The organism is Nonomuraea soli (assembly GCF_013761175.1).
GTDB lineage: Bacteria > Actinomycetota > Actinomycetes > Streptosporangiales > Streptosporangiaceae > Nonomuraea > Nonomuraea soli.
In genome coordinates this window covers 96,970-115,782 of the sequence record NZ_JACDUR010000005.1, presented here as the reverse complement: position 1 = coordinate 115,782, position 18,813 = coordinate 96,970, and the positions used below count along the sequence as shown (strand labels likewise).

The following is an 18,813-nucleotide window of genomic DNA, read 5'->3' as shown; positions in this document are numbered from 1 at the left end:
TTCCTCCAGAAGACGGCGACCATTGGCGCCGCCATCGTGCCGACCAGAACCGGTCACCTCATGACCGGTTTATCTGGAAGCGTTGCCCGCATGCGAACCGATCGGCTGGTGGCCGTCCTCCTCCTGCTGCAACGGCGCCAGCACGTGACGGCGGCCGAGGTGGCCAGGGAGCTGGAGGTCTCCGAGCGCACCGCCCGCCGCGACCTCGACGCCCTGGCCATGGCCGGGGTGCCCGTCTACTCCATGCAGGGCAGAAGCGGCGGCTGGCGGCTCGTGGGCGGTGCCCGTACCGACCTGTCCGGGTTGACCGCGAGCGAGGCCCGCGCCCTGTTCCTGGTCGCCGGCCAGGCGTCGGCCGCCACGCCGGCCGTGAAGGCGGCCCTGCGCAAGCTCGTCCAGGCCCTGCCGGAGCCCTTCCGGGTGCAGGCGGAGGCCGCGGCGTCGTCGCTGGTCGTGGATCCGCAACGGTGGGGGGCGAACCGGGTCGAGCGCCGGCCGCCTCCCTTCCTCGACGAACTCCAGGACGCGGTGATCCGCGGCGTCCAGGTACGGCTCGGCTACGTCGACCGCGAAGGCGCCGGGACCGAGAGAACCGTCCACCCGCTGGGCATCGTCGCCAAGGGCCCGTCGTGGTACCTCGTCGCCGCCACCGACGCGGGCCGGCGGACCTTCCGGATCGACCGCGTGTCGTCCGCCGAGCCGACCGGCGATCCCGCGCACCGTCCGGAGGACTTCGACCTGGCCGCGAGCTGGCGCGAGATCGCCGACGAGATCGACCGCAGGCGGACGCCGCTCGAGATCCAGGCGGTGTGCGCGCCCCGGGGGATGGGCCGGCTCAGGATGATGCTCGGCGACCGGCTCCGGGTGCGAGGGGCCGCGGCCGACGGCCGCGTCGAGATCGTGATCCGAGGCCACAACGAGTACGCGCTCGCCGGCGAGCTCGCCGGGCTGGTCGAATGGCTCGAGGTGACCGGCCCTCCCGGAGTGCGAGACCACCTGGCCGCGATCGGCCACGCGCTCGCCGAGCGGTACGGCTGAGTGCGGCCTCCTCCCTCTAGCCCAGCACCAGGTCCCGCACGGTCGTCAGTGACTGCTCGTCGCGCGGACCCATGACCAGCAGGCTCGTCACCGGGCTGGCCCGCCAGGCCTCCAGGCGCTCCTTGATGCGCCCGGCCGGTCCCACCAGCGAGATGCCGTCGGCCAGCTCGTCGGGGATGGCGTGGAAGGCCTCGTCCTTCTTGCCCGACAGGTACAGCGCCTGGATGTGCTCGGCCGCGTCGGCGAAGCCCATGCGGCCGATGATGTCGGCGTGGAAGTTGCGCTGCTTGGCGCCCATGCCGCCGATGTAGAGGGTGAGCATCATCTTGACGGCGTTCAGCGCCTGCTTCACGTCGTCGTTGATGATCACCATCACCATGGCGGCGATGTCGAAGTCGGCGTGGGCTCCCGACAGCGCCTCGCCGTACATCTCCCGGATCTTCGAGGGGAAGGCGAACAGCGGCAGCCAGCCGTCGGCGATCTCGGCGGAGAGCGCGACGTTCTTGGGGCCCTCGGCGCCGAGGTAGAGCGGGATGTCGGCGCGCAGCGGATGGGTGATCGACTTCAACGGCTTGCCGATGCTGTCGGGCAGCGGCAGGGGGTAGTGCCTGCCGTCGTTGGTGACCGGCTCCTCGCGCCGCCACACCTTGCGCATGATGTCGACGTATTCACGGGTCCTGGCCAGCGGCTGGGCGAAGCGCTGGCCGTACCAGCCCTCGACGACCTGGGGGCCGGACGCGCCGATGCCGAGCATCAGGCGGCCCCCGGTGAGATGATCCAGGGTCATCGCGGTCATGGCGGTGGCGACGGGCGTGCGGGCGGAGATCTGCGCCACCGAGGTGCCCAGCTTGATGCGGCTGGTGCGTGCGCCGTACCAGGCCAGCGGGGTGAAGGCGTCGCTGCCGTAGGCCTCGGCGGTCCACACCGAGTCGTAGCCGAGCCGCTCGGCCAGTCGCACGGTCTCGGTGGCGTCGTCCGCGGAGCGCTGCCAGTAGCCGAGATTGAGACCGAGTTTCATTAGAACAAGTTCTATTATCCGGAGCCGGGTGTCAATGCACGATCTTCAGGGCAAGGTGACCTCTGTGCTGAAGGGTCTGTACCGCGTCGTATGTGTCCTGTTGTTGCTGGTTGTGGCAGCTGAACCGATGACGGCCATGGGAATGGAACGTGCCAAACGCCCGAATATCGTGCTGATTCTCGCCGATGACCTCGAGGCGGGAAATCTGGCGCTTTTCCCGAAGATCTCCCAGCACCTCGTACGGCAGGGCATGTCCTTCGACCGCACCTTCGTCACCAACTCCTGGTGCTGCCCCTCCCGCTCCTCGATCCTGCGCTCCCAGTACGTGCACAGCCACGGCGTGCTGACCAACACGGCCCCCGAAGGCGGGTTCGACCGCTTCTACCAGCTCAACCTGGATCGTTCCACGGTCGGCACCTGGATGAAGGACGCCGGATACCGCACCGCCCTCATGGGCAAGTACCTCAACCACTACCCGGGCGGCACGACGGCGGCCACCTACGTGCCGCCCGGCTGGGACCGCTGGGAGGTGCCGGTCCGCAACCTCTACGAGGAGTACGGTTACACGCTCAACTCCACCGGCAAGCTCGTCGACTACGGCTGGGCCGAGACCGACTACCTGTCCGACGTGCTCGCGACCAAGGCGGGCGAGTTCGTCGCCGCCTCCGACGACCCCTTCTTCCTCTACCTGGCGCCGACCGGCCCGCACAACCCGGCCAATCCGGCGCTGCGCCACAGCAACGCCTTCGCCGACGCCAAGGCCCCGCGCACCAAGTCGTTCAACCAGGACGACGTCAAGGCGGAACCGCGCTGGCTGCGCTCCCTGCCGAAGATCAAGGACGTCGGGATCGACCGCATCGACGACCGCTACCGCGCCAGGCTGCGCTCCATGCTCGGCGTCGACGACCTCGTCGGCTCGGTGATCGACGCGCTCGACAAGGCGGGCAAGCTCGACGACACCTACGTGATCTTCGCCTCGGACAACGGCTTCCACCTTGGCACCCACCGGCTCAAGCAGGGCAAGACCACCCCGTTCGAGGAAGCCATCCGGGTGCCCATGGTGGTGCGCGGTCCGGGGGTGAAGGCCGGCGAGGTCAACACCGACCTGTGCGGGACCATCGACCTGGGCCCGACCATCGCCGAGCTCGGCGGCGCGCGGGCGCCGTCCTTCGTCGAGGGACGCTCGCTGGTGCCGTTCCTGCGCGGGCAGCGGCCCGACGGGTGGCGCCGCAACGTGCTGGTGGAGTTCCACCGGCCGACCAGCAGGCTCTCGGCCAAGCAGACGCCGGTGCCTCCGTACAACGCGCTGCGCACCGACCGCTACACCTACGTGCGCTACGCCACGGGGGAGTCGCAGCTCTACGACCTGGTGGACGACCCGCACCAGTTGCGCAACCTGGCGGCGACGGCCAGCCCGACGTTGTTGTTCCGCCTGGAGTACCTCCTGGAGGGCATGCGCACCTGCTCGGGCGCGAGCTGCCGGGTGGCCGACGCCAGGCGCTAGAGCTCCAGGTCGTAGGTGTGGGCCAGGTGTTCGCTCACAGCGGTCGCCGCGGCGGCCGCGTCTCCTGAGGCGATGGCGTCGCGGATGAGCTGGTGCTCGGCGCGCAGCCTGGCCGAGCCGACCCCGAGCCGCTCCACGGCGGCCACGGCGTGCGGCCTGACGGAGTCGCGGATCGAGCGCATGATGACGCCGATGAGCCGGTTGCCCGAGGCGTCGGCGATGGCGCAGTGGAAGGCGATGTCGTGCTCGACGAACTCGGCGGCGTCGCGGGCGGCGTCCATGGCGGCCAACGCCAGGTCGAGCGCGGAGGTGTCGGCGCGCAGGGCGGCGGCGCGCGAGGCGGCGAACCGCTCGATCATCAGCCGCGTTTCGATGATCTCCGACAGCTCCAGCCCGGCCAGGCCGAGATGGAGGCGGAGCAGGTCGGTCAGGGCGGTGCCGGGACGTGAGGTGAGCACCGCGCCGGCGTCGGGCCCGCGCCCGGCCGAGGACGAGACGACCCCGAGCGTCTCCAGCACGCGCAGGGCCTCGCGCACCGAGGAGCGGCCCACCTGCAACTGCTCGGCGAGCTGCCGTTCGCCGGGCAGCCGGTCGCCGACGCGCAGCCCGTCCTCGACGATGCGCTGCTCGATCCTCGCGAGCACCTCCTCGAAGGTGCGGGTGCGCTTGACGGGTGCCCAGTTGCCTGCCATATGGTCAGACCATACTGTGGTCAGACCATAAGGGGAAGTCGTGCGGGTCGCCCTCTTCATCACATGCGTGAACGACACGCTGTTCCCGGACACCGGCCGGGCGGTGGTGTCGCTGCTGCGCAGGCTGGGCTGCGAGGTGGAGTTCCCGAAGGCCCAGACGTGCTGCGGCCAGATGCACGTCAACACCGGCTACAAGGAGCAGGGCGCCCGGCTCGCCCGGCACTTCACCGAGGTCTTCTCCGGCCACGAGGCGGTCGTGGCGCCCAGCGGCTCGTGCGCGGCCATGGTGCGCGAGCAGTACCCCAGGCTGATCGACGAGCCGGTGCCCCGGGTGTACGACCTGTCGGAGTTCCTGCTCGACGTCCTGGAGGTCGAGGACGTGGGCGCCTACTTCCCGCACCGGGTGACCTACCACCCAACCTGCCACTCGCTCAGGGGACTCAAGCTCGGCGACAAGCCGGCCAGGCTCCTGTCGAAGGTGCGCGGCCTGGAGCTGGTCCCGCTGGGCGGCGCGGAGGAGTGCTGCGGCTTCGGAGGGACCTTCAGCGTGAAGAACCCGGCGATCTCGGCGGCCATGTGCTCCGACAAGGTCCGCAACGTGCTCGACACCGGCGCGGAGGTGTTGTGCGCCGCCGACAACTCCTGCCTGATGCACATCGGCGGCACCCTCAGGAGGCAGAGGTCAGGAGTCAGGGTCATGCATCTCGCCGAGATCCTCGCCTCGACGGAGGCGGCCAGATGAGCACGTTCCTCGGCATGCCCGGCGACTTCCCGAAAAATGCCGCGAAAGCTGTACAGGACTCGCAGTTGCGGTTCAACCTCAGGAAGGCCACCCGCACCATCAGGGGCAAACGCGGCGCCGTGGTCGCCGAGCTGCCCGACTGGCAGGAACTGCGCGCCGCGGGCAAGGCCATCAAGGACCACACCCTCGCCCACCTCGACACCTACCTGCTCCAGCTGGAGGAGGCCGTCACCGCCGCGGGCGGCACCGTCCACTGGGCCAGGGACGCCGCCGAGGCCAACCGCATCGTCACCGAGCTGGTCCAGGCCACCGGCGAGAACGAGGTGGTCAAGGTCAAGTCGATGGCCACCCAGGAGATCGGGCTCAACGAGCACCTGGCCGAGCAGGGCATCACGGCCTACGAGACGGACCTGGCCGAGCTGATCGTCCAGCTCGGCGACGACTTCCCCAGCCACATCCTGGTCCCGGCGATCCACCGCAACCGCGCCGAGATCCGCGAGATCTTCCTGCGCGAGATGCCCGACGCCCCCAAGGACCTGACCGACGAGCCGAAGGCGCTGGCCGAGGCGGCCAGACTGCACCTGCGCGAACGGTTTTTGCGGGCCAAGGTCGCCGTCTCCGGCGCCAACTTCATGATCGCCGAGACGGGCACGCTCGTCGTGCTCGAATCGGAGGGCAACGGGCGCATGTGCCTGACCCTGCCCGAGACCCTGATCAGCGTGGTCGGCATCGAGAAGCTGCTGCCCACCTGGCAGGACCTGGAGGTCTTCCTCCAGCTGCTGCCCAGGAGCTCGACGGGCGAGCGCATGAACCCCTACACCTCCACCTGGACGGGCTCCACCGACGGCCAGGCCTTCCACCTGGTCCTGCTCGACAACGGCCGCACGAACGTGCTCGCCGACGAGGTGGGCCGCCAGGCGCTGCGCTGCATCCGCTGCTCGGCGTGCCTGAACGTCTGCCCGGTCTACGAGCGGGCGGGCGGCCACGCCTACGGCTCGGTCTATCCCGGACCGATCGGCGCCATCCTCACCCCGCAACTGCGCGGGGTCGAGACCGAGCTCGACGCCTCGCTGCCGTACGCCTCGTCGCTCTGCGGCGCCTGCTACGAGGTCTGCCCGGTGGCCATCGACATCCCGGAGGTCCTGGTCGACCTGCGGGCCAAGGTCCCGCACAAGCGGGCGGAGCGCGCCGGCATGAAGGTCGCCGGCTGGGTGCTTGACAAGCCGGTACGGCTGGCCAGGGCGCAACGGCTGGCCATCCGCTTCCGCGGACTGGCACCCAGGCGCCTGCCCGGCCCCATGAGCGCCTGGACCGACACCAGAGACCTGCCGGAGATCCCCGAGCAGTCCTTCCGAGACTGGTGGGAGAGCCAGTGAACGCCAAGCAGGAGATCCTCGCCCGCATCAGGAAAGCTGTCGCGGACGCCCCCGCGGTGGAGATCGTGCGCGACTACCGCAGGAGCGCGCCCCGCGAGGGCGTCGTCGAGCTGTTCGCCGAGCGGGTGGCCGACTACCGGGCCGTCGTGCACGTCGTGCCCGGGGCGGAGCTGGAGGCCAGGCTGGCCGAGCTGGCCGCGGGCAGGCGGCTGGTCGCGTCCGGCAGCCTGCCCGCGGGCTGGCGCGCCGCTCTCGGCCGGACGGCGCTCGCCCTGACCGTCGAGAGCGGCGAAGAGCGGCTCGGGGTGCGGGAGCTCGACGCGCTCGACGGCGTGGTGACCGGGTGCGCGGTCGCCGTCGCCGAGACCGGCACGATCGTGCTCGACGCGGCCCAGGGGCGCAGGGCGCTCACCCTGGTGCCCGACTACCACCTGTGCGTGGTGCGGGCCGACCAGATCGCCGCCTCGGTCCCCGAGGCCCTGTCCAGGCTCGATCCGTCCGGGCCGACCACGTGGATCAGCGGCCCTTCCGCCACCAGCGACATCGAGCTGAACCGGGTCGAGGGGGTCCACGGGCCGCGGACCCTCGAAGTCGTCATCAGTACCTGAGCAGGGCGGCGACCTGGTCCAGCTCGTCGCAGAACCAGAACTCGGCGTCGGTCATCGCCGCGGCACGCGCCAGCGCGGAGTCGGCGCGGTCGGCCGACGACGACTCCACGCCCCAGCGCCGCAGCTCGTCGGGGGTGCGCGCGAGCTGGGTGCCGCCGGGTCCGACCCACACGCTCTCGGACAGCTCGCCCGGCAGCAGCACGGCCTCGGCGCGCCCCTCGCGCAGCACGTGGGCGACCTCCTCGAAGCCGGTCGGCCCGGCACTCTGGCGGTATCTGCCGATCAGCTCGGAGCGCCGCCGCTCCAGCCAGGAGTCGAGCGCCGTCTCGGCGTCGCGTTCGAAGCCGCCGTGGTCGCGCCGGCTGCCGTGCTCGACCATGAGTACCCGGTCGGAGGCCTTGGTGCCGAGGTGGTCGCAGAGCATCGAGCGCGAACGCGGCTCGCCCGCCACGATCACCAGCTCGGCGCCGATCCTGCGCACCTGCTCGTCCACGCCGCGTGCCGCCGAGGTGGCGTTGCGTTCCCACGCCTCCTCCACGCCGCGCTCGTAGTGGCGCTGAGACCAGCCGCCCTGGGCGGTCTTCTGCAGCGGCCACGAAGCGGCCTCGGCCGTGCTGCGACGGGGCGAGCCGCCGCCGAAGACGGTCAGCTCGGCGCCGGCGTGATCCACGATGACCCGCAGGTGGGGCACGTTCTCGCCGCGCTCGCGCAGCATCGGCGTCACATGCGGCAGCGGGGCCCACCGTGCCTGCTCGGCCGCCCTGGGCAGGGTCTCGGCCATGACGAGTTCGTCACCGCAGGCGAACAACGCCCGTGCCCTGCCGGTGTCGGCGACGGCCTTCTCCAGCACCTCCACGGCGCGCGGGTCGGCGTCGGCCAGCTCACCGCTGAGCGAGCGCCACCGCCGCAGCCGCTCAAGGCCGCTCAGTCCGGCCAGGTAGACCGAGGCGTAGGGTTCCTGCCTTTCGTAGAGGGGGCGGATGAAGTCCAGCCGCACGGCTCACCACCCCCGCCTTTCCACCCGCTCCTCGCCGCGCACCGGACTCTCCGTCACGTGTTTCCGCTGTTCATCCGGGCGCGGACCGTGCTTGTCGCTTCCACGTTCCATGGACTCGCCCCTACCCGTCCGATATAGGAGGATGCGTAGATGTTCGGACATGACTTCGAGATCACAACGGAGCGCCTGGTCCTGCGCCGCTTCCTGGCGGGCGACGAGGAGCAGATCCGCGCGATCCTGGCCGAGAGCCTGCCGTTCCTGCCGCCCTCGCTCCCCGCCGACCCGGACGCCGTCGGCCCCTGGATCCAGGAGTCGACCGACGTGGCCATCACCGACCTCGACGGCCGGATCGTGGGGGCCACCAGCCTGTTCAAGACCGATCTCGACGCGGGCAGGACCGAGATCGGGTACGGCACGCACCCCGGCCACCGCGGGCGCGGCTACATGACCGAGGCGGTGCGCGCCCTGTGCGCGTGGGTGTTCGAGCACACCGCCATCAACCGGATCGAGCTGACCTCGGCACCGGGCAACATCGCCTCGCTCTGGGTGGCGCAGAAGTCGGGCTTCACCTGGGAGGGCATGCTCCGCCGCTACGACGACGAGGGCGACAGGGTGCTGTTCAGCCTCGTCAGGGGCGAGGGCTTCGACCCCTCGCCGGTGCTGCCCTTCACCGAGATGCGCACCGAGCGGCTGGTGCTGCGCCGCTACACCGAGGCCGACGTGCCCGCGCTCCTGGCCCTCGCGCAGGACGAGCTGACCCTGGCCAACACCGGGCTGCGGATCGAGGACGAGACCGCCGCCAGGGCGCTGGCGCTGGAGACCGTCGAGCGCAAGCGCCTGCGCGGGGGCGGGATCGACTGGGCCGTGGCCACCGACGAGCTCGTCGGCACCGTCTCCTTCGACGCGGTCGACTGGTTCCACCGCGTGGCCGAGGTGGCCTACAACACGGTGCCGGGCCACCGCGGCCGGGGCTACGCCCTGGAGGCGCTGGTCGCCGTCAGCCGCTGGCTGCTGCTGGAGCAGGGCTTCCACCGGATCACCCTGCGCGCCGTGGCGCACAACTCCGGCTCCCAGCGGGTCGCGGAGAAGGCCGGATACGTGCGCGAGGGAGTGGCGCGCAAGGTCCTGGCGGGATACGACGCTGTGGTCTACAGCCTGACGGCGGCGGATGTCACTCTGGAGGCGTGACTATCGCGGTTGTCGGCTGGGACGGGTCCGAACTGTCACCCAAGGCGCACGATCTGCTGAGGCGGGCCGCGCTGGTCGTGGCGCCCGAGGCGCTCGCGCGGCGGGTGCCCTACAAGGACGCCGTGCCGTACGACGACCTGCTGCGGGCCCTCGACGAGCACCTGGAGCACGGCGAGGGCGACGCGGTGGTGCTGGCCGGGGGTGACCCCGGCTTCTTCGGCGTGGTGCGCGAGCTGCGCGGCCACGGCATCACGCCGCAGGTCGTGCCCGCGGTGTCGCTGCCCGCCCGCGCGTTCGCCTGCGCCGGGCTGAACTGGGACGACGCCCTGATCGTCGCGCCCTCCGGCCCGCACGACCTCAACCGCGTCGTCAACGCCTGCCGCGCCCACCACAAGGTCGGCGTGTTGTGCACGCCCGGCGTCGGCCCCGGCGAGATCGCCCGCGAGCTGGCGCCGACGACGCCGCGCGCGCTGATCGTCTGCGAGGACCTGGGCGGACCTGACGAGCGGGTCAGCCACAGCCGCATGGGCGAGGCCACCACCCGGCCGTGGAAGGACCCCGACGTGGTGCTGGTGCTCGACCCGCTGCACCGCCCGCACGAGCGCAGCTGGGTCGGCGGCCTGCGACCAGGGCCGCGGGAGTGGGCGCTCACCGGCGACGACCTGCCCGCCGAGGTACGCGCCTTCGTGGTCGCCAAGCTCGGGCCCCGCCTCGGCGACCTGGTCTGGGACGTCGGCGCCGGCACCGGCGAGGTCGCCGTCGACTGCGCCAGGCTCGGGGCGGCGGTCATCGCGGTCGAGCGCGACGAGCAGTCGTGCGCCAGGCTGCGGCGCCGCGTGCTGGAGCACGGCGTGAAGGTGGCGCTGACCAGGGGCCAGGCGCCGCCCGCGCTGGAACCGCTGCCCGACCCCGACGCGGTCTTCGTCGGTGGAGGCGGGCCCGACGTGGTCGCCGTGTGCGCCGGGCGCCGGCCGCGCTCGCTGGTGTGCACGGTCAAGGCCCTCGAACAGGTGCCCGCCGTCTACGACCGGATGCGCGAGCACGGCTACCGCGCGGAAGGAGTGTGCATCCAGGCCTCCCAGGTGAGCGTTCTGCCTGATGGGCGCCATGGTCTGGCCCCGTCGAGTGCCGTCTTCGTCATCCACGGGGTGCCCGCTCACCCGGCGTGACCTGTTATTGTCGCGTGTCCCGCTTTCTTCCCCCGAGGTGAACCCGCGACATGAAGCCGCCGCTGCTGCTCATCGGGCAGGGCTCGCACGACGATGCCGGTTCCGCGGAATTCGGCCGCTTCGTCCACCGCCTCCGTTGCCGACTCGACCAGACCGCCGCCGAGGTCTCCGGCGGTTACCTCAAGCAGGCCAACCCCCGGCTGAGCGACTCCGTCGCCAACCTGGTCGCGCGCGGCCACCACCGGCTCGTGGCGCTGCCGTTGAGTCTCAACAGGGCCCCCGACGAGTTCCCCGCGGCGATGGCGCTCGAGCAGGAGAGGCACCCCACGCTCATGTACGACACCGGACGCCCCCTGGGTCCCGACCCCCGCGTGCTCGCTCTGCTGGCGGAACGGCTCGACGAGGCCGTCGCCGACCTGGCCCCGACCGGGCCGCTCAGGCTCGTCACCGACGACGAGGACGAGCCCATCTCGGCCGCCGAGACCGCGATCGTGCTGGTCGGCGAGGGCTCCACCGACCCGGCGGCCAACGCCGAGGTGCACCGCGTCTCGCGGCTGTTCTGGGAGACGCACGGCTACGACTACATGACCGTCGAGACGGCGTTCGTCTCCCTCACGCCTCCCGGCGTGCCCGGCGGCCTGGAGCGCTGCCGCCGCCTGGGCGCCCGCCGCGTGATCGTCCTGCCGTACCTCCTGTTCGCGGGCGGCATGCTGGAGCGGGTCTGGGCGCAGGCCCTGGCGTACGGCGCCGGCCACCCCGAACTCGACATCCGCTGCGCCGAGGTCATCGGCGACTGCGAGGCCCTGGCCGACGTGGTGATCGAGCGTTACGAGGAAGCCCTTGTCTTCGGAGCTTGAGCGGGTTGTCGCCGGCATCGGGCCCGCGTCGGCGTCCGCGGTCGCCGACGCGCTGGCCCACCAGGCCCGGCTGACCAAGCCCGCGGGCTCGCTCGGCGCCCTTGAGGAGGTCGCGGTACGGCTCGCGGGCTCCGGCGGGGTCTGCCCGCCCGCGATGCCCGCCCCGGCCGCGCTGGCGATCTTCGCCGCCGACCACGGCGTGCACGCCCAGGGCGTCTCGCCCTGGCCGCAGGAGGTCACCGTCCAGATGGTGGCCAACTTCCTCGCCGGAGGCGCGGTGGCCAACGCCTTCGCCGCCCAGGTGGGGGCCTCCGTCACGGTCGTCGACGTGGGGGTCGCCGCCGACCTGCCCGCCGGTCCCGGGCTCGTCGTGCGCAAGATCGGGTACGGCACCGCCGACCTGTCCATCGGCCCCGCCATGAGCGCCGGCGACGCCGTCGCCGCCCTCGAAGCGGGCATCTCCGTGGCCAGAACGCTCATCGACTCCGGCGCCCGCTGCCTGATCACCGGCGACATGGGCATCGCCAACACCACCGCTTCCGCCGCCCTCATCTCGGCCTTCACCGGCCTGGACCCCGCCGAGGTGACCGGGCGCGGCACCGGCATCGACGACGAGACGCACGCGCGCAAGGTCGCCGTCGTACGGCGGGCGCTGTCGGTCAACGGCATCGAGCCGGGCACGGAACCCCTGCGGGTGCTGGCCGCGGTCGGCGGCTTCGAGCACGCGGCCATCGCCGGCTTCGTCCTGGCCGCCGCCGAGGCCAGGGTGCCGGTGATCCTCGACGGCGTGATCGCCGGAGCCGCGGCGCTGACCGCCCAGGCCCTGGCGCCCGCCTCCATCGACCACTGCGTGGCAGGGCACCGCTCCGCCGAGCCCGGCCACGCCGCCGCCCTGCGCCATCTGGGCCTGCGCCCGCTGGTCGATCTGGAGCTGCGCCTGGGCGAGGGCACCGGCGCGCTGCTCGCCCACCCGCTGGTCTGCGCGGCCGTACGGGTGATGCACGAGGTCGCCACGTTCGACTCGGCGGGAGTGTCGGAAAAGCCCATGTGATGATGGGCGGGTGAAGATCCTCAGCAGGGTTCTGTTCCGCCTGCCGATCCATCTCTACAAGATCGGCCTCGGTCCGCTGCTCGGCCCCCGGTTCCTGATGCTCGGCCACACCGGCCGGGTGTCGGGCCTGACCAGGCACGCGGTGATCGAGGTCGTCGAGAGGGACCGCGACCTCGGCTCCTACACGGTCTGCTCCGGCTTCGGCGCCGGGTCCCAGTGGTACAGGAACATCACAGAAAACCCTGACGTGGCGATCCAGGTGGGCTGGAAGGTGATGCCCGCCCTGGCCGTGCCGCTGCCTCCGGAGGAGGGCGCCGAGATCATGCGCGACTACGCGGCCAAGCACCCGACGGTCGCGCGCTGGCTGATGAGGATGATCGGCGTCGAGGCCGACGGCACCCCCGAGGGTTACCGGCGGGCGGGCCTGGCGCTGCCGTTCGTGAAGCTGGTGGTGAAGTGACCAGGTACGGGCCCATGTACGGCCCCGACCTCACCTTCCTGGGCGTCGAGCGGTGCGACGTCAACGACCCGGCGAGCTTCGCCGGCGCCGACGTGGTGATCATCGGGGCGCCCTTCGACGGCGGCACCTCCCACCGGCCCGGCGCCAGGTTCGGCCCGATGGCGCTGCGCCAGGCCTGCTACCTGCCGCACGACGGCTCGCGCCCGAGCCTGGCCCTGCGCGTCGACGGCCTCAAGGACCTGCGCGTCCTCGACGCGGGCGACGTGGAGTGCTACTCCGGCGACGTCGACGGCTCGCTGGCCGCGATCGAGGACGCCGTGCACCGCATCGCGGTCACCGGCGCCGTGCCCCTGATCCTGGGCGGTGACCACACCGTCGCGCTGCCCGACGCCAGGGGTACGGCACGCGCCCACGAGCCGGGCCGCACCTCGATGATCCATTTCGACGCCCACGCCGACACCGGCGACATCGCCTTCGGTCACCTGCACGGGCACGGCCAGCCGATGCGCCGCCTGATCGAGTCGGGCGCCATCAGGGGAGACAGGTTTCTGCAGATCGGCCTGCGCGGCTACTGGCCTGAGCCGGAGACGCTGGAATGGATGGCCGGGCAGCGCATGCGCTCCTACGAGATGACCGAGATCGTCCACCGGGGCCTGGAGGAATGCCTGACGGAGGCGTTCGCGATCGCGCTGGACGAATGCGACCAGATTTTCCTTTCTGTCGACATCGACGTCTGCGATCCCGGCCACGCACCCGGCACCGGCACCCCGGAACCGGGCGGGCTGACCGCGCGCCAATTGCTGGATTCGGTCCGGCGGATTTGTTACGAACTTCCGCTGGCGGGGATGGAGGTGGTGGAGGTGGCTCCGCCGTACGACCATGCCGACATCACCGCCATGCTCGGCAATCGCGTGGTTCTCGAAGCGCTCTCGGCGATGGCCCGGCGGCGTAAGGATCTTGCTGGTGGCACGCGGTGGGATCCGCGCCAGCCGCTGCTTGACGACCGTTAACACATTTGAGGCAAATGACCCGGTAAGTTTGCCTCTTAACACACCATTCTTCGTGAACGGGAGATCCGCCGACATGGGCCCCTACCTCCTCGGCCTGCGGCTTTCCGGCCGCAAGGTGCTCGTCGTGGGCGGCGGCCGCGTGGCCCAGCGGCGCGTGCCCGCCCTCATCGAGGCCGGCGCCCAGGTGACGCTGGTGTCCCCAGAGGTCACCCCCGCGCTCGACGATCTCATCGAGGCCGGGCGCATCACCTGGCACGCCCGCCCCTACCAGCACGGAGACTGCGCGGGCGCCTGGCTCGTGCAGGCCTGCACCGACGTCCGCGACGTCAACGCGGCCGTCGCCGCCGAAGCCGAGGCCGAACGCGTCTGGTGTGTGCGCGCCGACGACAAGGACGCCGCGGCCGCCTGGACACCCGCCTCCGGACGGGTCGACGAGATCAGCGTCGCCGTCACCGCCGGAGGCGACCCGCGCAGGGCCGCCGGCATCCGCGACGCGATCGTGGGAGCGCTCCGCGACGGCACCGTCGACGCCAGGCGCAGCCGTACCAAGCCCGTCGGCGTCGCCCTCGTCGGCGGCGGACCCGGCGACCCCGGCCTCATCACCGTGCGCGGGCGCCAGCTCCTCGCCCAGGCGGACGTCGTCGTCGCCGACCGGCTCGCGCCGCGGGCACTCCTCGACGAACTCGCGCCCGACGTCGAGCTCATCGACGCCGCCAAGGTCCCCTACGGCCGCTCGCTGCCGCAGGAGGAGATCAACGCCATCCTCGTCGACCGGGCCCTGGCCGGGAAGTTCGTCGTCAGGCTCAAGGGCGGCGACCCGTTCGTCTTCGGACGCGGCGGCGAAGAGGCCATCGCCTGCGCCGAAGCCGGCGTGCCCGTCGTGGTCGTCCCGGGCATCACCAGCGCCGTGGCCGCCCCCGCTTCCGCCGGGGTTCCCGTCACGCATCGCGGGGTCTCGCAGGAGTTCCACGTGATCTCCGTGCACGTCCCGCCCGGCGACCCGCGCTCCACCGTCGACTGGCCCGCACTCGGGCGAACCGAGGGCACCCTGGTGCTCATGATGGCCGTCGAACGCATCGGGAAGATCGCTGAGGCGCTAATTCGAGAAGGACGTTCGCCGGAAACTCCCGTAATGGTGGTACAGGACGGTACTCTTCCCACCCAGCGGGAGCTAATCGCCTCGCTATCCACCGTGGCCGACCGCGTGTCAGCTGCTGGCATTCGGCCGCCGGCGATCATCGTCGTCGGCGATGTCGTCAGGGTCGGCCAGGAGGTCGGAATGGTTCGAGCGGAGCGGGTGACGTGAACACCGCTGCCGACAGGACGGGTGGCGCCGCCATGGACAACGAGCACCCGGAGTCGCCCGGGGAGCAGACCCTGAACATCCGCGCCGTCGCCGACGGGGCGGACGGCGAGGTCGAGGAGAACGGTTCGGAACGTGACGAACCGGGGGACGAGGCTGCCGTGGGGGAGGGGGCGTCATCCGGCGCGCCCGATGCCGAGGAGGCGGATGCGGGGGACGTCGACGAGGGCTTGGGCGATTCCTCCGGCGATGCCGAGCCTTCGGACGAGCCTTCCGGCGACTCCTCGGAGGAGTTCTCTGACGAGCCCCAGGTGTTGGACGAGGCCGTGCCCTCCGCCGCCGAGCCCGACGCCGACGCCGATGTCGTAAGTGCCGCCGACGTCGCCCATGCCGCTGATGCCGTACCTGCGGCGGCCGAGGCTCAGTTGCCCGACGAGGCCGTCCAGCAGCTGACCGCTGCCCTGGGCCAGCTGCGCGAGAGCGTCAGCGACCTGCGCTTCGGCCTCGACCTTCCCGGCGCGGAAGAGGCCAGGAAGGCGCGGGCCGAGCTGCTGGCCCAGCTCGAGGACTACGTGCTCCCTCGCGTCAAGGTGAGCACCGCCCCCGCCATGATCGTGGTCGCCGGATCCACCGGCGCCGGCAAGTCCACCCTCGTCAACACCCTCGCCGAGAAGAACATCAGCCGCACGGGCGTACGCCGCCCGACGACCGGCACCCCCGTGCTCGCCTGCCACCCGGGTGACCTGCCGTGGTTCGCCGAGGGCGACCTGCTCGGCGGGCTCAAGCGCCTCGACAAGCCGTCCGTCGAGGCCGGGCCCGACAGCATCGTGCTCACCGCGACGGAGAAGCTCCCGCAGGGAGTCGCCCTGCTCGACACCCCCGACATCGACTCGGTCGTCGAGGAGCACCACGAGATCGCGCACCGCATGATGGACGCCGCCGACCTGTGGATCTTCGTCACCACCGCCACCCGCTACGCCGACGCGCCCGCCTGGCAGCTGCTGAGGCTGGCTCGCGAGCGAGGCGTACGGCTGGCGATCGTGCTCTCCCGTGTGCAGCCCCGCTCGCGCGACACGGTGCTGAAGCACTTCGTCCGCATGCTCACCGAATACGGCCTGGGCGACGTGGAGCGGTTCGTCGTGGAGGAGTCGAAGGTCTCCGACGGGCGGCTGCCCGACAGCGAGATGACCGACCTGAGGCTGTGGCTGGCCGAGCTGTCGGTCGACGGCGAACGGCGGGCGCAGGCCGTACGGCAGACGCTCAACGGCGTGCTCGACAGCTTCCGTACCCGCATCCCCGAGCTGGCCCGCCACATGGAAGGCCATGTGGCCTTCCGAGGGGAGCTGCGCACCGACGTCGAGGCCGCCTACATGGGGGCCGTCACCCGCATCGAGGAGTCGGCGCGCAACGGCTCCCTGCTGCGCGGCGAGGTCCTGGCACGCTGGCAGGACTTCGCGGGCTCCGGCGATCTGCTGCGTACCGTGCAGTTGCGCGGGCGTCCGCCCAAGCAGCTGCCCGAGCGCCTGATGGCGTTCAAGGCGGCGCTGCGCATCGGGCTGGAGTCGCTCATCGTCTCGGCCGCGTCGAAGGCGTCGGAGGAGGTCGCGGCCAGGTGGCGGCGGCGCTCCGAGCTCGGCTCGACGCTCGTGACCGGGCTGGAGCGGCCCTCGGAAGACCTGGTCCGGCGCACCAACCGGGCGGTCAGCGCCTGGCAGGAGCACGTGATGGAGCTGATCAGGACCGAGGGCGTGGCCAAGCGCTCGGTCTCCAAGGTCGTCTCCTTCGACGCCGACGCCCTGTCGCTGATCTTCATGGTCGGACTGTTCGGCGGCCAGACCGACGGAGTGCCGCAGCGCCTGGTCAAGGCCCTGCTCGGCGCCGAGTCGCTGCGCGGCATCTCGCTGAAGTCACTCAGTGACCTGCGCGCGCGCATCAGCATGTTGTTCGACGAGGAGGCCATGAGGTACGTGAAGGTGCTCGACTCCGCCGGGATCCCCGACGAGTCCGCCGCCGCGCGCCTCTACCAGGCCACGTACAACCTCGAGGTGGCGCGATGACGACCCCTTTGGCGACCCGCGGGGCTTTGGTGCCCCGGCTCGCGGCCCTGTCCAAGGTGGTCGAGCTGGGTCCTGGACGGCTCGACAAGAAGATCCTCTCCGACGCCGGCACGCTGCTGCTGCGTGCCGGTGACCGGCTGAAGCTCTCCTCCGACCACACCGTGGTCGCGCTCGCGGGCGGCACGGGATCGGGCAAGTCGTCCCTGTTCAACGCGGTGTCGGGGCTGGAGCTGTCGCCCACCGGCGTCCGCCGTCCCACCACCGCCCGCACCCACGCCTGCGTGTGGGGGCTGGAAGGGGCCGCGCCGCTGCTCGACTGGCTGCAGATCCAGTGGCGCCACCGCTTCTCCCGCTCCTCGGCCCTCGACAAGGGCGAGTCCCAGCTGCACGGGCTGATCCTGCTGGACCTGCCCGACCACGACTCGATCAGGGCACTGACCGACCCAGAGGCCGACCGGCTCATCGGGCTCGCCGACCTGGTGGTGTGGGTGCTCGACCCGCAGAAGTACGCCGACGCGGCCACCCACCGCCGCTACGTCGCCGAGCTCGCCGGCCACGACTCGGGCACCGTCTTCGCCCTCAACCAGGTCGACAAGCTCGCCCCCGAGGAACTGGCCGAACTGGTCATCGACCTCAACGACCTGCTGCGCCGCGAAGGCGTCTCGCAGCCGACCGTCGTGACCACCTCCGCGGTGACCGGGCGCGGCATCGACTCGCTCAAGAGTGTTCTGGCCGACGCCGTCACCCGGCGCCGCGCCGCCGTACAGCGCCTCGAATCCGACCTGGACCGCCTCGTGCGCCGCCTCGACCCGCCCGGCGAGGCGCCCGCCTCCGTCGACGCGGCCCGCCGCGTCGGGCTCACCGACGCGCTGTGCGACGCCGTCGGCGTCCCGGCGGTGGGCGAGGCCCTGGAGAACGTCCACGCCGAAAGGTCGGCCGCGTACGTCGGCTGGCCCGTCACCCGCCTCGTGTCGGCCCTGCGTCCCGACCCCCTGAAGGCCCTGCGCCTCGACGACCTGCGCGAAGAGATCCAGGGCCTGGCCGACGGCGCCGTGACGGCCCAGCCGGCCGAGGTCGAGAACGCCGTGCAGGCGCTGGCCGACGGGCTGTCGGTGGACATGCAGCCGTCATGGAAGGCCGCCGTGCAGCACGCCGCCCGTTCGCGGTCGGGGCAGCTGCCGCAGGCGCTCTCGGAGGAGCTGGAGGAAGTGGCCCCGCGCCTCGGCTTCGTGCCCGGGTGGTGGAGAGCCGTCCAGGTGTGGCAGTACCTGCTGGTGGCGGCGTTCCTGCTGGGCTTCATCTGGATCGTGGCCTCCCTGACGGGCATCCCGACCGGGATCTCCCTGGTCGAGGACCCCGCCTCCCTGCCGTGGGTCGGCATCGCCATGGCCAGCGTCCTCGGGCTGGGGGCACTGTCGTCGGTGGCGGCCCGCAACTTCGTCGTCCTCGGGGCGTCGAAGGAGAGGGAGCGGCTGGAGCTGGAGATGCGGCGCCGCGTGGGGATGGTGGCCGAGGGGATGGTCGTGGAGCCGGTGGAGCGGGAGCTCGCCAGGCACCACGAGTTCGCGCAGGCCATGCACACCCTGCGCCGCTAGCCCGCGCCCTGGCCTTCCGCGCCCGGTCGAGTGCGGCCCGGCCCCCTGTGCCCCGGCCCCCTGTGCCCCGGCCCCCTGTGCCCCGGCCCCCTGTGCCCCGGCCCCCTGTGCCCCGGCCCCCTGTGCCCCGGCCCCCTGTGCCCCGGCC

17 protein-coding genes are annotated in these 18,813 nt (G+C 71.8%); 14 read left to right on the top strand and 3 right to left on the bottom strand.

Annotated elements, in window-relative coordinates; genetic code table 11:
• The first annotated feature begins 90 nt into the window (after nt 1-90).
• Nucleotides 91-1,038, top strand: coding sequence for a helix-turn-helix transcriptional regulator (locus HNR30_RS24120; protein ID WP_181612312.1), 948 nt, complete (start codon nt 91-93; stop codon nt 1,036-1,038).
• 16 nt (nt 1,039-1,054) lie between these two features.
• Here HNR30_RS24120 and HNR30_RS24115 read toward each other — a convergent pair whose 3' ends face one another.
• Nucleotides 1,055-2,056 (bottom strand): LLM class F420-dependent oxidoreductase, encoded by a 1,002-nt coding sequence (locus tag HNR30_RS24115; RefSeq protein WP_181612311.1) that lies wholly within the window; start codon nt 2,054-2,056, stop codon nt 1,055-1,057.
• A 127-nt stretch (nt 2,057-2,183) separates the two neighbouring features.
• Between HNR30_RS24115 and HNR30_RS24110 the strand changes: the two genes are divergently transcribed.
• A complete protein-coding gene (locus HNR30_RS24110; RefSeq protein WP_246379136.1) occupies nt 2,184-3,560 on the top strand; it encodes a sulfatase family protein in 1,377 nt (458 codons plus the stop codon).
• Here HNR30_RS24110 and HNR30_RS24105 read toward each other — a convergent pair.
• Nucleotides 3,557-4,252 (bottom strand): FadR/GntR family transcriptional regulator, encoded by a 696-nt coding sequence (locus HNR30_RS24105; RefSeq protein WP_181612309.1) that lies wholly within the window; start codon nt 4,250-4,252, stop codon nt 3,557-3,559. The genes HNR30_RS24110 and HNR30_RS24105 overlap by 4 nt on opposite strands.
• Nucleotides 4,253-4,292: 40 nt before the next feature.
• Between HNR30_RS24105 and HNR30_RS24100 the strand changes: the two genes are divergently transcribed.
• The 3 genes from HNR30_RS24100 to HNR30_RS24090 are packed head-to-tail and all read left to right on the top strand — an operon-like array spanning nt 4,293 to nt 6,978.
• A complete protein-coding gene (locus tag HNR30_RS24100; RefSeq protein WP_181612308.1) occupies nt 4,293-4,994 on the top strand; it encodes a (Fe-S)-binding protein in 702 nt (233 codons plus the stop codon).
• Complete coding sequence (locus tag HNR30_RS24095) at nt 4,991-6,370, top strand: lactate utilization protein B (RefSeq protein WP_181612307.1); 1,380 nt, start codon at nt 4,991-4,993, stop codon at nt 6,368-6,370. The genes HNR30_RS24100 and HNR30_RS24095 overlap by 4 nt, the downstream gene beginning before the upstream one ends.
• The gene (locus HNR30_RS24090) at nt 6,367-6,978 is read left to right on the top strand and encodes a LutC/YkgG family protein (RefSeq protein WP_181612306.1); all 612 of its coding nucleotides are present in this window, start codon (nt 6,367-6,369) and stop codon (nt 6,976-6,978) included. The genes HNR30_RS24095 and HNR30_RS24090 overlap by 4 nt, the downstream gene beginning before the upstream one ends.
• Here the strand turns inward: HNR30_RS24090 and HNR30_RS24085 are convergent.
• Nucleotides 6,968-7,975, bottom strand: a complete 1,008-nt coding sequence (locus HNR30_RS24085) for a baeRF2 domain-containing protein (protein WP_181612305.1) — start codon at nt 7,973-7,975, stop codon at nt 6,968-6,970. The genes HNR30_RS24090 and HNR30_RS24085 overlap by 11 nt on opposite strands.
• A 150-nt stretch (nt 7,976-8,125) precedes the next feature.
• On the opposite strand from HNR30_RS24085, the gene HNR30_RS24080 reads away from it, so the two are divergent.
• From HNR30_RS24080 to HNR30_RS24040, 9 genes are all read left to right on the top strand, one after another.
• Nucleotides 8,126-9,163: a GNAT family N-acetyltransferase gene (locus tag HNR30_RS24080; protein ID WP_181612304.1), complete on the top strand. Its 1,038-nt coding sequence runs from the start codon at nt 8,126-8,128 to the stop codon at nt 9,161-9,163.
• Nucleotides 9,160-10,332 carry a bifunctional cobalt-precorrin-7 (C(5))-methyltransferase/cobalt-precorrin-6B (C(15))-methyltransferase gene (locus HNR30_RS49430; protein WP_312894597.1) on the top strand — a complete coding sequence of 391 codons (1,173 nt, stop codon included), beginning with the start codon at nt 9,160-9,162 and terminating at the stop codon, nt 10,330-10,332. Before HNR30_RS24080 ends, HNR30_RS49430 begins: the two co-directional genes overlap by 4 nt.
• Before the next feature lie 50 nt (nt 10,333-10,382).
• Nucleotides 10,383-11,189 carry a sirohydrochlorin chelatase gene (locus HNR30_RS24070; protein WP_181612303.1) on the top strand — a complete coding sequence of 269 codons (807 nt, stop codon included), beginning with the start codon at nt 10,383-10,385 and terminating at the stop codon, nt 11,187-11,189.
• Nucleotides 11,173-12,240: a nicotinate-nucleotide--dimethylbenzimidazole phosphoribosyltransferase gene (gene cobT, locus HNR30_RS24065; RefSeq protein ID WP_181612302.1), complete on the top strand. Its 1,068-nt coding sequence runs from the start codon at nt 11,173-11,175 to the stop codon at nt 12,238-12,240. Before HNR30_RS24070 ends, cobT begins: the two co-directional genes overlap by 17 nt.
• Before the next feature lie 10 nt (nt 12,241-12,250).
• Nucleotides 12,251-12,700 (top strand): nitroreductase family deazaflavin-dependent oxidoreductase, encoded by a 450-nt coding sequence (locus tag HNR30_RS24060; RefSeq protein ID WP_312894596.1) that lies wholly within the window; start codon nt 12,251-12,253, stop codon nt 12,698-12,700.
• Nucleotides 12,697-13,710 (top strand): agmatinase, encoded by a 1,014-nt coding sequence (gene speB / locus HNR30_RS24055; RefSeq protein ID WP_181612301.1) that lies wholly within the window; start codon nt 12,697-12,699, stop codon nt 13,708-13,710. Before HNR30_RS24060 ends, speB begins: the two co-directional genes overlap by 4 nt.
• A 73-nt stretch (nt 13,711-13,783) precedes the next feature.
• Nucleotides 13,784-15,016, top strand: a complete 1,233-nt coding sequence (gene cobA, locus HNR30_RS24050) for a uroporphyrinogen-III C-methyltransferase (RefSeq protein ID WP_181613016.1) — start codon at nt 13,784-13,786, stop codon at nt 15,014-15,016.
• The gene (locus HNR30_RS24045; protein ID WP_312894595.1) at nt 15,013-17,070 is read left to right on the top strand and encodes a GTPase; all 2,058 of its coding nucleotides are present in this window, start codon (nt 15,013-15,015) and stop codon (nt 17,068-17,070) included. Before cobA ends, HNR30_RS24045 begins: the two co-directional genes overlap by 4 nt.
• A complete protein-coding gene (locus HNR30_RS24040; protein ID WP_181612300.1) occupies nt 17,067-18,665 on the top strand; it encodes a P-loop NTPase family protein in 1,599 nt (532 codons plus the stop codon). The genes HNR30_RS24045 and HNR30_RS24040 overlap by 4 nt, the downstream gene beginning before the upstream one ends.
• Nucleotides 18,666-18,813: the final 148 nt, after the last annotated feature.

What these genes read in the sequence shown, in the direction of transcription:
- HNR30_RS24120 (WP_181612312.1), top strand. Translation starts at nt 91, where the DNA reads ATGCGAACCGATCGGCTGGTGGCCGTCCTCCTCCTGCTGCAACGGCGC.
- HNR30_RS24115 (WP_181612311.1), bottom strand. Translation starts at nt 2,056, where the DNA reads ATGAAACTCGGTCTCAATCTCGGCTACTGGCAGCGCTCCGCGGACGAC.
- HNR30_RS24110 (WP_246379136.1), top strand. Translation starts at nt 2,184, where the DNA reads ATGACGGCCATGGGAATGGAACGTGCCAAACGCCCGAATATCGTGCTG.
- HNR30_RS24105 (WP_181612309.1), bottom strand. Translation starts at nt 4,252, where the DNA reads ATGGCAGGCAACTGGGCACCCGTCAAGCGCACCCGCACCTTCGAGGAG.
- HNR30_RS24095 (WP_181612307.1), top strand. Translation starts at nt 4,991, where the DNA reads ATGAGCACGTTCCTCGGCATGCCCGGCGACTTCCCGAAAAATGCCGCG.
- HNR30_RS24080 (WP_181612304.1), top strand. Translation starts at nt 8,126, where the DNA reads ATGTTCGGACATGACTTCGAGATCACAACGGAGCGCCTGGTCCTGCGC.
- HNR30_RS24070 (WP_181612303.1), top strand. Translation starts at nt 10,383, where the DNA reads ATGAAGCCGCCGCTGCTGCTCATCGGGCAGGGCTCGCACGACGATGCC.
- cobA (WP_181613016.1), top strand. Translation starts at nt 13,784, where the DNA reads ATGGGCCCCTACCTCCTCGGCCTGCGGCTTTCCGGCCGCAAGGTGCTC.
- HNR30_RS24040 (WP_181612300.1), top strand. Translation starts at nt 17,067, where the DNA reads ATGACGACCCCTTTGGCGACCCGCGGGGCTTTGGTGCCCCGGCTCGCG.